Origin of the sequence: Luteimonas colneyensis (assembly GCF_014836665.1) — a bacterium.
In the GTDB taxonomy this organism is placed as follows: domain Bacteria; phylum Pseudomonadota; class Gammaproteobacteria; order Xanthomonadales; family Xanthomonadaceae; genus Luteimonas; species Luteimonas colneyensis.
In genome coordinates this window covers 42,432-55,765 of record NZ_JACSQJ010000008.1, presented here as the reverse complement: position 1 = coordinate 55,765, position 13,334 = coordinate 42,432, and the positions used below count along the sequence as shown (strand labels likewise).

General features: G+C 73.5%; 10 protein-coding genes. 5 read left to right on the top strand and 5 right to left on the bottom strand.

Going from position 1 to position 13,334, the window contains the following annotated elements; genetic code table 11:
• Positions 1–6: 6 nt before the first annotated feature.
• The 5 genes from H9645_RS12645 to H9645_RS12625 all read left to right on the top strand — a co-directional run bounded on the left by H9645_RS12645 (position 7) and on the right by H9645_RS12625 (position 7,438).
• Positions 7–846, top strand: coding sequence for a cyanophycinase (locus H9645_RS12645; protein WP_191730041.1), 840 nt, complete (start codon positions 7–9; stop codon positions 844–846).
• 14 nt (positions 847–860) lie between these two features.
• Complete coding sequence (gene cphA, locus H9645_RS12640; RefSeq protein ID WP_191730040.1) at positions 861–3,644, top strand: cyanophycin synthetase; 2,784 nt, start codon at positions 861–863, stop codon at positions 3,642–3,644.
• Between the two features lie 14 nt (positions 3,645–3,658).
• Positions 3,659–5,455, top strand: coding sequence for a Mur ligase family protein (locus H9645_RS12635; protein ID WP_191730039.1), 1,797 nt, complete (start codon positions 3,659–3,661; stop codon positions 5,453–5,455).
• A 157-nt stretch (positions 5,456–5,612) separates the two neighbouring features.
• Positions 5,613–6,038: a DUF2231 domain-containing protein gene (locus tag H9645_RS12630; protein ID WP_191730038.1), complete on the top strand. Its 426-nt coding sequence runs from the start codon at positions 5,613–5,615 to the stop codon at positions 6,036–6,038.
• Entirely contained in the window at positions 6,035–7,438 is a 1,404-nt protein-coding gene (locus H9645_RS12625; protein ID WP_191730037.1) for a PQQ-dependent sugar dehydrogenase, read from the top strand. The genes H9645_RS12630 and H9645_RS12625 overlap by 4 nt, the downstream gene beginning before the upstream one ends.
• Here the strand turns inward: H9645_RS12625 and H9645_RS12620 are convergent.
• The 5 genes from H9645_RS12620 to glmS all read right to left on the bottom strand — a co-directional run bounded on the left by H9645_RS12620 (position 7,435) and on the right by glmS (position 13,323).
• Complete coding sequence (locus tag H9645_RS12620; protein WP_318240544.1) at positions 7,435–7,977, bottom strand: DUF2894 domain-containing protein; 543 nt, start codon at positions 7,975–7,977, stop codon at positions 7,435–7,437. The genes H9645_RS12625 and H9645_RS12620 overlap by 4 nt on opposite strands.
• Entirely contained in the window at positions 7,967–8,623 is a 657-nt protein-coding gene (locus H9645_RS12615; RefSeq protein ID WP_191730035.1) for an OmpA family protein, read from the bottom strand. The genes H9645_RS12620 and H9645_RS12615 overlap by 11 nt, the downstream gene beginning before the upstream one ends.
• Positions 8,620–10,587 carry a DUF802 domain-containing protein gene (locus H9645_RS12610; RefSeq protein WP_191730034.1) on the bottom strand — a complete coding sequence of 656 codons (1,968 nt, stop codon included), beginning with the start codon at positions 10,585–10,587 and terminating at the stop codon, positions 8,620–8,622. The genes H9645_RS12615 and H9645_RS12610 overlap by 4 nt, the downstream gene beginning before the upstream one ends.
• Positions 10,584–11,378 (bottom strand): DUF3348 family protein, encoded by a 795-nt coding sequence (locus H9645_RS12605; RefSeq protein ID WP_191730033.1) that lies wholly within the window; start codon positions 11,376–11,378, stop codon positions 10,584–10,586. Before H9645_RS12605 ends, H9645_RS12610 begins: the two co-directional genes overlap by 4 nt.
• A 115-nt stretch (positions 11,379–11,493) precedes the next feature.
• On the bottom strand, positions 11,494–13,323 hold the full coding sequence (gene glmS, locus H9645_RS12600) for a glutamine--fructose-6-phosphate transaminase (isomerizing) (protein WP_191730032.1): 1,830 nt from the start codon (positions 13,321–13,323) through the stop codon (positions 11,494–11,496).
• Positions 13,324–13,334 lie beyond the last annotated feature (11 nt).

Here is a 13,334-nt window from a genome sequence, read left to right as displayed (position 1 = left end):
CCATTGATGCCAAGCAAGCCCGTCAACGGGGAACAACGCGGCTGGATCATCCCGATCGGCGGTGCGGAGGACAAGGACACGAACCCGCGCATCCTCGCGCGCTTCGTCGAGCTCAGCGGCGGCGATGACGCCGACATCGTGGTCATCCCGACCGCAAGCCGGCTGAAGGACAGCGGCCTCAACTACCAGGCGCTGTTCCGCGAGATGGGCGTGGCCGAGGTCGAGGTGATGGACTTCGACACCCGCCGCGACTGCCAGGAACCCGGCCGCGTCCGGCGCCTGTCCGAGGCCAGCGGCATCTTCTTCACCGGCGGCAACCAGCTGCGGCTGTCGACCATCCTCGGCGGCACCGACATCGCGCGCACGGTGCGCTCGGCCAATGCCCGCGGCGTCACCGTCGCCGGCACCAGCGCCGGGGCCGGGATCCTGAGCGAGCACATGATCGCCTTCGGCAAGGAGGGCTCGTCGCCGCGCGCCAGCAGCGTGCGCCTGGCGCCCGGGCTCGGACTGACCAACCGCTTCATCATCGACCAGCATTTCCGGCAGCGCGACCGCCTCGGCCGCCTGACCGCCGCGCTGGCCTACAACCCCTTCGCGATCGGCATCGGCCTGGACGAGGACACCGCCGCCTTCATCTCGCCCGACGACACGCTCGAGGTCGAGGGCAGCGGCGCGGTGACCGTGGTCGACGCCCACGACCTGCAGTTCTCCTCGATGGCCCACGCCGACGAGGACGATCCGGTCTGCATGCTCGGCCTCGGCGTCCACATCCTGGTCGCCGGCGCCACGTTCAACCTGCACACGCGGCGCGCGTCCGCCGGACGACTCGCCACCCGCAAGACCTGACAAGGCAACCACACATGCGCATCCTCGAACGCACCGTCTACGTTGGCCCGTCGCTGCATGCGCACTTCCCGGTAATCCGGCTGCTGCTCGACCTGGGCGAGCTCGAGCAGTGGCCGACCGCGCGCCTCGGGCCCGGCTTCATCGACGGCCTGGTGGCGGCGCTGCCCGGCCTGGCCGAGCACGGCTGCTCCTACCGCGAGCCCGGCGGCTTCGTGCGCCGCATGCGCGAGGACGACGGCACCTGGCTGGGGCACGTGCTCGAGCACGTCGCGATCGAACTGCAGAACATCGCCGGCGAGGACGTGACCTTCGGCAAGACCCGCAGCGTCGACGGCCGTCCCGGCGTCTACACCGTGGTCTACGAGTACGCGCAGCGCGAGGAGGGCATCGCCGCCGGCGACCTGGCGCTGCGCCTGGTCGCCTCGCTGCTGCCCGACGCGCTGCGCCCGGCCGGCAGCGTGCCCGACGACTGGGCCTGGGACGAGGCGCGCGACGGTTTCATCCGCTATGCGCAGCGGCGCGCGCTGGGACCGTCGACCGCGTCGCTGGTGCGCGCGGCCGAGGAGCGCGAAATCCCGTGGCTGCGGCTCAACGACCGCTCCCTAGTGCAGTTCGGCCACGGTCGCTACCAGCAGCGCATCCAGGCCACCGTCACCGGGCGCACGCCGCACATCGCGGTGGAGCTGGCGAGCGACAAGGAAGAGACCAACCGCATCCTCGGCGCGCTCGGGCTGCCGGTGCCGCGCCAGGTGCTGGTGTCCAGCCAGACCGACGCGATCAAGGCCGCGCGCAGGCTCGGTGGCTCCGTGGTGCTGAAGCCGTGGAACGGCAACCACGGCCGCGGCATCACCATCGACATCCGCGGGGACGACGAGATCCGCGCCGCCTTCGCGGCGGCCCAGGAGCATTCCCGCTCGGTGATCGTCGAGACCTTCCAGCCCGGCGACGACCACCGCCTGCTGGTGGTCGACGGCCAGCTGGTCGCCGCGACGCGACGCACGCCGGGCCACGTCGTGGGCGATGGCCAGCGCAGCATCGCCGCGCTGGTCGACGAGGTGAACCGGGACCCGCGCCGCGGCGTCGGGCACGAGAAGGTGCTCACCCGTATCGAGCTCGACCGCGAGGCCGGCCTGATGATGGCGCGCGCCGGCTACGACGAGGACTCGGTGCCCGCGCCGGGAGAAATCGTCTACCTACGCTCCACCGCCAACCTCTCCACCGGCGGCACCGCCACCGACGTCACCGACCTGATCCACCCCGACAACCGCGAGATGGCGGTGCGCGCGGTGCGCGCGATCGGCCTCGACGTCGGCGGCGTCGACTTCATCACCCCCGACATCTCGGAAAGCCACCGCACCATCGGCGGCGCGATCTGCGAGATCAACGCCGCCCCCGGCTTCCGCATGCACGTCGCGCCGAGCGAGGGCACGCCGCGCGACGCCGCCGGCCCGGTGATCGACATGCTGTTCCCGCCCGGCTCGCCCAAGCGCGTGCCGATCGCCGCGGTCACCGGGACCAACGGCAAGACCACCACCGCGCGCATGCTCGCCCACATCGCGAAGATGTCGGGCCACACCCCCGGCCTCACCACCACCGACGGCGTGTACATCGATGGCAACCGGACGGTCGAGGGCGACATGACCGGTCCGGTGTCGGCGCGCATGGTGCTGCGGGATCCCACGATCGATTTCGCGGTGCTCGAGACCGCTCGCGGCGGCCTGCTGCGCGCGGGCATGGGCGTGACGAAGGTGGACGTAGGCGCGGTGATCAACGTGCAGTCCGACCACCTCGGGCTCAAGGGCATCGACACCCTGGAACAGCTGGCGGAGATCAAGCGCATCGTGGTCGAGGTCGCCACCGAATGCGCGGTGCTCAACGCCGACGATCCGAACGTGCTGCGCATGTCGGGCTACACGCAGGCGCGCACCATCTGCTACGTGACCATGAACCCCGGGCACCCGCTGGTGCGCGAGCACGTGCGCGCCGGCGGCCGCGCCTGCGCGCTGGAGGAAGGCGTCAACGGCCACATGATCACGCTGTACGACAAGGGCACCCAGATCCCGCTGCTGTGGACCCACCTGGTGCCGGCGACGCTCGAGGGGCGCGCGCTGCACAACGTGCAGAACGCGATGTTCGCCGCCTCCATGGCCTTCGCGATGGGCATCCGGCTGGACGACATCCGCCAGGGCCTGCGCACCTTCGACACGACCTTCTTCCAGGCGCCGGGACGCATGAACGTCTTCAGCGAACACCCGTTCAAGGTGCTGTTCGACTACGCGCACAACGCGCATGCGGTCGGGGTCATGGCCGACCTGGCGCAGCGCCTGGACGTCGACGGCCGCCGCATCGTGGTGGTGGCCGGACCGGGCGACCGACGCGACGACGACATCGTCGCCATCGCCGATGCGGTGGCCGGCCGCTTCGACCACTACATCTGCCGCCGCGACGACGGCCTGCGGGGCCGCGACGGCGACGAGGTGCCCAACCTCATCGCCCGTTCCCTGCGCGCGGCGGGCGTGCCGGACGACGCGATCTCGGTGATCCCGGACGAGCAGGCGGCGATCGACGCCGCGCTGCGCATGGGCCGCCCCGGCGACCTGCTGCTGGTGTTCGCCGACGCGCTGGCGCGCTCGTGGAAGCAGATCACGAAGTTCCGGCCGGAAGGCGCGGCCGAGGCGCCGGCCAGGCCCGCGCCGCCGCCGCTGCCCGGCTCCGACACGGCGCCTGCGTTCGAGCTCGAAGGCCTGGTGCGCGAGGAGCGCGGGCTGGTGTTCGCGCCGGACGAGGACAGCGACTGAGCCCGGGATCCACGATGAGCACCGCAGCGCCGCCCTTCGACGACTCTCGCCGCCTGACCGGGCCGAACCTGTATTTCGCCGGCACCGGCGCGGTGCTGGAGACCGGCATCGGCGCGCCGGTCGCCGACGCGCTGCTCGAGGCCTGGACACGGCGCATCGCGCGCGCCCGCGACGCGCTGGGCTGGCCCGACGGCCCCGTGCTGGTGCGCCCGCACGCCACCGGCGCCAGCCTCGCCTTCACCGCGCCCGCCGACGTGCTCTACGCCGCCACCGAAGTCAACGAATGGGCCTGGCTGGACACGCTGGCGGAGGCCGGCATCGACACCGGCGAAGCGGCGCTCCAGCCCGGGCACGCGCCGGTCGGCGACGAGGCCGCGGCCCTGCACCTGCTGCGCGCAGTGGCGGCCGCCGAGCACCTGCCGGGGCTGCCGGCGCTGCGCGAGGCGTCCGCGGTGCACGCGCTGCCGCTGCTGCTCGACGACGAGCGGCTGTCGATCGGCATGGGCACCGGCAGCCGCACCTGGGACAACCACGCCCTGCCCGCGCCGGACGAGGTGCCGTGGCAGGCGCTGCACGCCATCCCGGTGGCCCTGGTGACCGGGTCCAACGGCAAGACCACCAGCGTCCGGCTGCTCACGGCGATCGCGATGGCCCACGGCTGGCACACCGCCAACAGCTGCACCGACGGTCTCTACCTCGATGGCAGGCTGATCGAGGACGGCGACTATTCCGGCCCGGGCGGTGCGCGCACGCTGCTGCGCCACCCCGACGCGGAGGCCGCGGTCCTGGAGACCGCGCGCGGCGGCCTGCTGCGGCGCGGCCTCGGCGTCGAGCGCGCCGATGTCGCCCTGGTGACCAACGTCAGCCCCGACCACTTCGGCGAATACGGCATCCACGACCTGGACGGCCTCGCGCAGGTCAAGCTGACCGTGGCGCGCGCCATCGCCGCCGACGGCACCGTCGTGCTCAACGCGGACAACGCACTGCTGCGCGCGCATGCCGATGCGGTCGCCGCGCAGCTCGCATGGTTCTCCATCGACGACGACCACCCGCTGCTGCGACAGGCCCGCGGCGATGGCCGCGGCAGCTGTGGCGTGCGCGAGGGCCGCCTGCTGCTGTTCGACGGCACCCGCTCCCACGACCTCGGTGCAGTCGCCGACATGCCACTGACGCTCGGCGGACTGGCCACGCACAACGTGCAGAACTGCGCCGGCGCGGCGCTGGCGGCCAGTCGCCTGGGCATCGCGCCGGACACGATCGCCGCCGTGCTGGCCCGCTTCGGCAGCGCGCACGGCGACAACCCGGGGCGCCTGCAGCGCTGGACCCTCGGCGGCGGCGTGCAGGCCTACGTCGACTACGCGCACAACCCGGACGGCCTGCAGCACCTGCTCGAGCTGGTGCAGCGCGCGCGCGATGGCCGGGGGCGCCTGCACCTGCTGCTGGGACAGGCCGGCAACCGCAGCGACGAGGCCATCGGCGAGCTGGCGGCCACGGCCGCGGCGTTCGCACCGGACCACATCGTGCTGAAGGACATGGCGGGCTACCAGCGCGGGCGCGAGAGCGGCGCGGTGGCCGGGGTGCTGCGCGCGGCGCTGCTGCGCAGCGGCGTGCCGGCCGGCGCCATCGTCGAGTGTCTCGACGAAACCGCGGCCGCGCGCCTGATCCTGGCGGATGCGCGCCCTGGCGACAGCCTGGTCCTGCCCGTGCACGGCACCGGCAGCCGGGCGCGCGTGGTCACGCTGCTCGACCAGCTCCAGCGACTGGGCTGGGCCGCCGGCGACGCGCTGCCCCCGGAATCCACTCCGCCGTAAAGCCCGCCCGGCGGGCCGCAGCGTCCCGAACGCAGCGTCCGGCGCCTGCACACGGCCTTCAGGATCCGCTGGCTTACGATGGCCCGACCCGGCATGCGTTCGCATCCCGCCCCCTCGTCCGACGCCTCCGCGCAGGCGTCCACTCCGGAGGACCGACATGGTCTCGACCGCTCCTCGCCGGTACGCACCGGCGTTCCACCCCGTCCACGTGCTGCTGCTGGGCGGCGCGCTCACCCTCTTCCTCGGCGGCCTGCTCAGCGACATCGGCTACGCCCGCACCTACGAGATCCAGTGGCAGAACTTCGCGTCGTGGCTGATCGCCGGCGCGCTGGTGGTCAACGGCGCAGCGCTGGTCTGCGCGCTGGTCGCCCTGCTGCCCGGGCGCCGCACCGCCGCCGCGCTCCCGCACTTCGTGCTGCTGCTGGCGACCTGGATCGTCGGTTTCTTCAACGCGCTGATGCACGCGCGCGACGCCTGGGCCAGCATGCCCGGCGGCCTCGTGCTGTCGGTGATCACCGTCGCCCTCGGCCTGGTGGCGACGTTCTTCGCGGCCCGCGCCCCGCGCATCGGAGGTGTCGAATGAAGCGCCCGAGCCTGCTTGCCATCGCCACGTCCGCCGTGGTCCTCGCGGCCTGCAACCCCGACCCGGGTCCGATGCAGTACGGCAGCGACGTCAACCTGCCCGAACCCAAGCGCGGCATCCTGCCGCAGATGGTGATCGCCGACCCGTCCGAGTGGGGCGACCAGCTGCCGGTGGTTCCCGAGGGCTTCGAGGTGCGCGCCATCGCCACCGGCCTGGGCATCCCGCGCCAGACCCTGGTGCTGCCCAACGGCGACATCCTGGTGGCGGAAGGCCGCGGCGGCAACGCGCCCAAGCTCAAGCCCAAGGACGTGATCGCCGGCCCGATCAAGGCCGCCGGCACCACCGGGGTGAAGAGCGGCAACCGCCTGACCCTGCTGCGCGACGCCGACGGCAACGGCGAGTACGAAGTGCAGACGGTGTTCGCCGAGAACCTCAACGCGCCCTACGGCATGGCCCTGGTCGGCAACGACCTGTACGTGGCCAACCAGGACGCGGTGGTGCGCTTCGACTACACGCCCGGCCAGACCCAGGCCGCCGCAGGCGAGCCCGAAGTGCTGACCCTGCTGCCCTCGGACATCAACCACCACTGGACCAAGGCGATGACGGCCAGCGCCGACGGTCGCTTCCTGTACGTCGGCATCGGCTCCAACAGCAACATCACCGAGCGCGGCATGACCGCCGAGCAGGACCGCGCGATGATCTGGGAGATCGACGTCGAAACGGGCATGCACCGCCCGTACGCGACCGGCCTGCGCAATCCGACCGCGCTGGCGATCCAGCCCGGCAGCGGCCAGCTGTGGGCGGTGGTCAACGAGCGCGACGAGATCGGCCCGGACCTGGTGCCCGACTACCTGACGTCCGTGCGCGACGGCGGCTTCTACGGCTGGCCCTGGGCCTACTGGGGCAACCACGTCGATACGCGCGTGAAGCCGGAGAACCCTGAGAAGGTCGCCGAGTCGATCACCCCGGACTACAGCCTGGGCGCGCACGTGGCTTCGCTGGGCGTCGACTTCTCCAGCCCGGTGATGGGCCCGGAGTTCGCCGACGGCGCGTTCGTCGGCATGCACGGCAGCTGGAACCGACCGGATCCGTCCGGCTACAAGGTGGTGTTCGTGCCGTTCCGCAACGGTCGCCCGGCCGGTGACCCGATCGACTTCGCCACCGGCTTCCGCGACGACGACGGCACCACGCGCGGCCGCCCGGTCGGCGTGACCGTGGATCCGCGCGGCGCGGTGATCATCGCCGACGACCTGGCCAACATCATCTGGCGCGTGTCGCGCGTGGGTGGCCCGGCGGTGGTGCCGGACGCGCCCGTCGACGGCGCCGATGCGGATGCGTCCGCCACCGGCGAAGCGCCCGCGGACGCCGCGACGCCGGACGCTCCGGCGACCGGAACCTAGTCGGCGACGGCCGGGGGGCGCGACGCCCCCCGGCTCCGACGCGCCTTCGCGCGCGTCCGGCCCGGGGCCGCGGCGCCGGGCCTCGCGCCCGCGGATGCGGACGCCTCGCCGGGCTGCAGCACCTGCAGCCCCGCCAGCATGTCGACGTACGCGGTGAAGTGCCGCAGGTAGCCCGGCGACTCCTCCTGCATCAGCCGCAGCATCCGGCTCGCCAGCGCACGCGAGTTCAGCGGGCCGGCATCGGCCGGCGGCGGCACCAGCGCACGGCGGACCTGTTCGCGGCCGCGCAGCTGCGCCCAGAGCCCGCGGACGTCGTCCAGCCCCGGCAGCGCCGGCCATTCCGCCGCACCCGGCAGGCCGGCATCGAGCCCCGCCAGCAGCGCCTCGCGCTCCTTCGACCAGTCCCCGAGCGCGTCGACGAGTCCCGCGACCGCCCCCGCACCGGGTGTCGGCGGCGTGGCCGGCGGAGACACGCCCGGCGCGTCGTCGCGCGACGCCACGCCCTCGCGCTCGCCTTCGGTGGCGGTGCTATCGACCACGCGCCGCCCGCCCGTCCTGCGCCGGCGCCTGCCGCGGCACCGGCGCCATCTCGACGCGGCGGTTGCGCGCGCGCCCCGCCGCATCGGCATTGCTGGCCACCGGCTGCTCGGCGCCGAAGGCCGCGGCGAACACCGACGACGCCGGCACGCCCTGCGCCACCAGCGCGCGGGTGACCGTCAGCGCGCGCTGCGCCGACAGCTCCCAGTTGTCCGCGAAGCGCTCGCTGTCCCCGCGCACCAGCCGGTCGTCGGTGAAGCCGCTGACCATCAGGATCTCGTCGCGCCCGACGAGGTAGCCGGCCAGCGGCGCGGCCAGGCTTTCAAGCAGCTCCTCGCCCTCGGGCTGCAGGCGGTCGGAGCCGAGCGCGAACAGCACGCTGCCGCTGATGCCGATGCGGCCGTCGACCAGGGTGATGCGGCCGCTCGCCAGCGGCGCGGCCAGCGCCTGCTCCAGGGCCTCGCGGCGCTGCTGCTCCGCCTCGCGCTGCGCGACCTCGTCGGCCAGCTTCGTCTCCAGGTGCAGCTGCACGCCGATCACCCCGACCAGGATCAGCACGAACACGCCCAGCAGCACCGACATCAGGTCGCCGAACGCGGCCCAGACCGGCACCGACGCGTCGGCATCGCCTTCGACCTCCAGGCTCATGCCCCGGTCCCGGCGGCAGCGGGCAGCTGGCGCAGCTCGCCGATGATCTGCTTCTGCGCCAGCACGCTCAGGTCGACCAGTTCGCGCGCCTGCGCCACGTAGTAGGCCAGCTGCTCGTCGCCGCGGGTGCCGGCGGCTTCGAGCGCGGCGCCGATGCCTTCCAGGCGCTCAGCCAGCTCGGCGTTGCGTTCGCCGAACTGCTGCACGGCGCCGGCCAGCGCCTCGCCCAGCGCGGCCACGCCGGTGGCGCCGGCGTCCACGCGCGCGACCGCGGCCTCGATCGCGCCGGTGCCGGCGTCCACCCGTTCGCCGAAGCGCGCGCCGGCCTGCTCCAGCAGCGTCGAGGTCGTGGAGACGAGGGCGTCGATCGCGCCGCGCTGCTCGCTGGAGGCGTGGTTCACCGCGTCCAGCAGCGTCGACAGCGTGTCCATGAGCCGCGTGCGCTCGTCCAGCATCGCGGTGTCGCGCGCCATGCTGTCGGACAGCTTCTGGCGGAGTTCGGCCACCACCTCGGCGGCGGCGCGCGGCGCTTCCGACGCCGCCTCAACCAGGGTCGAGATCTCCGCGATGGTCGCGGCGGCGATCGCCTCGAGCCCGCCCTGCCACGCGGCCAGGCGCGCGGCGTCCTGCCCGGCCAGCGTCGACTGCAGGCGCGCATGCGTGTCTTCCAGCCCGGCGAGCAGCGCGGCGGAGCGGCCGTCGAAGGCCTCGCCAGCGGCGTCGAACGCCTGCCGGTGGCGCTCGGCCAGGGCCTCGTGCTGCGCCTGCTGGCGCGCGAGCGCCTCGTCCCAGGCGCTGCCGACCTGCAGCGTCGTGGCCTCGAGCCGCGACGACACCGCCTCGACCAGGTCGCCGGTGCGCTCGGCGAAGCGCTCGCCCGCGGCATCGAGGCCGCTGCGCAGCGACTGCGCCAGCGCCTGCTGCGAGCCCGCCTGCTGCTCCAGGGCCTGCCGCCACAGCGTCGTGGACGCGTCGGCACTGGCCCGGAAGCCGGCGTCCAGCGCGGCCAGCTGGCGCTCGACCGACTCCGCCACGGCGGCGTGCGTGCGCTCGCCCTCGCGCGCGAGCGCCTCCATCGCCGCGGCCACGGCGGGCTGCACGGCCTCGGCCGTGGCGCGCGCGCTGTCGGCGGCGCTGCGCTCGAGGGCCGCGCCGAGCGTGCCGGCCAGCTGCTGCCAGGCCGCAGTCGTGCCGGCGTGGAAGGTCTCCTGCTGCGCCGCCTGGTGCGCGTGCGCGGCCTGCGCCTGCCGCTCCAGCGCCAGCGCCAGCGCGTCCAGGCGATCCACCAGCGCCGGCATCGCCTCCGCCTGCGCCTGCGCCAGGCGCAGGGCCTGGTCGCGCTGGTAGGCGCGGGTGTGCACGTGCAGGCCCTCGACGCCGGTCGCGGCGGCGTCGAGCAGGCGCACGGCCCCGGCACGCTCGCGGCGGCACAGCGCGGCCAGCAGCCCCAGCATCGCCGACGCGGCGACGCCCGCGATCGAGGTGCCGAAGGCCACGCCCAGGCCCTCCACCGGCGCCGCCAGCGAGTCGCGCACGGCCTGCAGGTCGTTCGCCGACTGCAGCGCCATGCCGGTCCCGCGCAGCGTCACCAGCATGCCGAGCAGTGTGCCGAGCATGCCCAGCAGCACCAGCAGGCCGACCAGGTAGGGCGTCAGCGCCGGCGCCGGCAACGGTCCCTGCCCGCTGTCGATGCGCTGGCGCACCGCGCCGCGCAGGCCGGGGTCGAGGCCGCCCAGCCAGGCGGCCAGCCCCTCCGGTCCGGGCGGCGCATCGAGCGCCGAGACCAGGCCCGCGGTGGCCCGGCGGTAGCGGTGCAGCTCCAATCCGCCCAGTACGTACAGCACGCCGATCAGGACGGTGACCGCCAGCGCCAGCGCGTGGCTGCCGACGTAGCCCGCGCCGATCCAGCACACGGCCAGCAGGCCGAGCGCGAACACGAGGGCGTTGGGGAGGGTTCTGTTCATGCGTCGGGACCTGGACTGCGAAGCGCGGCAAGCAGGGCTTCGATGGGTTGGAAGCGGAGATCGAGTTCGGCCAGCAGCACCTGGCGGGCTTCGGCGCGGAAGCGGTCGCGCCAGCCGGCCGGGGCGACCGGGGCCGCCGCACCGGCACCGGCGTCGGCGCCGGCATCCGCGCCGGCGTTGAGGGCATGCAGCCGCTCGAAGCGGGCGACCAGCGCGGGGACCACGGGCACCAGCAGCGCGTGCTCGCGCGGCGCCAGCAGGCCCTCCATCACCGCGTCGACGGCGGCCAGTCGCGCCGGTCCGTCGCCGCGTCGGGCCAGCTGCTCGCGCAGCTCGCCGCGCAGGCGCCCGACGGCCGACTGCAGGTCGCGCTGCAGGCCCTGGCAATGCCGCTGCACCGCGCCCGCGCCGGCGGCGGCTCCCATGCCGTCCTCGCCCGGCCGCGGGCGCAGCGGCCGGGTCCAGTCGCGCGCGTCGTCCTCGATGGCGTCCACCAGGGCGGCGCGCCGCTCGAGGACCCCGGACGCCAGCGCCGCTGGAGCGTCGGGACCGCAGGCGGACGCGGTGCCGTCGGGCGTCATGCCGGCGTGCTCCGCGGCCTCCGGCTCGGGCGCCTGCGGCACGTCATCCAGCGCACGCGACAGCGCCACCGCGCGCTGCCAGTCCAGCCAGTCGCCCAGCAGGTCGGCCGGCGCCTGCGTCGGCTGGACGGGTTCGAGCGCCTCCAGCCGGGCCAGCAGCCTGGGAAGCGTGGCGCCCCGGGCGGGCGCCCGGGAGCGGTGCTGGAGCATGCGGATGGCCAAAAACGACCATTTTAGCGCGTCGCCGGCCGGGGCCGGGGGAACACGGCGAAGGCCCGGTTGCCCGGGCCTTCGCGTCGACGCCATGGCGATGTGGCCGGCCGCGTTACTCCACCGTCACGCTCTTCGCCAGGTTCCGCGGCTTGTCGACGTCGGTGCCGCGCGCCAGCGCGACGTGGTAGGCCAGCATCTGCACCGGGATGGTGTGCACGATCGGGCTCAGCACGCCGACGTGGCGTTCGGTACGGATCACGTGCACGCCCTCGCTGTCGGCGAAGTTGCTGTCCGCATCGGTGAACACGAACAGCTGGCCGCCGCGCGCGCGCACTTCCTGCATGTTCGACTTCACCTTCTCCAGCAGGCTGTCGTTGGGCGCGATCACCACCACCGGCATGTCGTCGTCCACCAGCGCCAGGGGGCCGTGCTTCAGCTCGCCCGCCGGGTAGGCCTCGGCGTGGATGTACGAGATCTCCTTGAGCTTGAGCGCGCCTTCCAGCGCGATCGGGTAGTGCACGCCGCGGCCCAGGAACAGCGCGTGCTCCCTGGGCGTGAAGTGCTCCGACCACATCGCGACCTGCGGTTCCAGGTTCAGCGCGTGCTGGACGTCGCCGGGCAGGTGGCGCAGGGCCTCGATGTACTCGGCTTCCTTCGCCTCCGGCAGGCGGCCATTGACCTTGGCCAGCGTGGCGGCCAGCGCGAACAGGCCCACCAGCTGGGTGGTGAAGGCCTTGGTCGAGGCCACGCCGATCTCGGCGCCGGCGCGGGTGTAGAACACGAGCCTGCTGGCGCGCGGGATCGCGCTCTCGGGCACGTTGCAGATCGACAGCGTCAGGTCCTGGCCCAGCGACTTCGCGTACTTCAGCGCCTCCATGGTGTCGAGCGTTTCGCCCGACTGGGAGATGGTCACCACCAGGTGCTTCGGGTTCGCGACCGCGGTGCGGTAGCGGTACTCGCTGGCGATCTCGACGCTGCAGGGCAGGCCGCTGATCGCCTCGATCCAGTAGCGCGCCACCGAGCCCGCGTAGAAGCTGGTGCCGCAGGCCAGGATCTGGACGCCCTCGACCTCGCGCAGCACGGCATCCGCGTCCTTGCCGAACAGGGTCGGCTCGAAGCCGCCGGCGTCGATGATCGCTTCCATCGTGTCGCCCAGCGCGCGCGGCTGCTCGTGGATCTCCTTCTGCATGAAGTGCCGGTAGGGGCCGAGCTCCAGCGAGGACAGCGAAACGTCGGACAGGTGTTCCTCGCGCTGTACCGGCTGGTCGTCGCCGTCGAACACGCGCACCGCGTCGCGGCTGATCTCGGCGGTGTCGCCCTCCTCGAGGAAGATCACGCGGCGCGTGGCCTGCAGGATCGCCGACACGTCGGAGGCGACGAAGTTCTCGCCCTCGCCCAGGCCGACCAGCAGCGGGCAGCCCATGCGGGCGACCACCATGCGCTCCGGCTCCTTGCGGCTGACCACGGCCAGCGCGTAGGCGCCATGCAGCTCCTTGACCGCGCGCTGCAGCGCGGCGAGCAGGTCCGCGCCGTCCTGGAGGTAGTGGTGGATGAGGTGCGCGATGACCTCGGTGTCGGTCTGCGACTCGAACTCGTATCCCAGCGCCTTGAGCCGTTCGCGCTGCTGCTCGTGGTTCTCGATGATGCCGTTGTGCACCAGCGCGACGCCGTGGCTGACGTGCGGGTGCGCGTTCGACTCGGTGACGCCGCCGTGGGTGGCCCAGCGCGTGTGGCCGATGCCCAGGGTCGCCGCGAATCCCTCGGCCGCGGACGCGTCTTCCATCGCGGCCACGCGGCCGGTGCGGCGCACCCGGCGGATGTCGGCGCCGTCCACGACGGCGATGCCGGCGGAGTCGTAGCCACGGTATTCGAGACGCTTGAGTCCTTCGATCAGGACCGGAACCACATCGCGATCCGCGATCGCACCGACGATGCCGCACATGTCTATAGGAC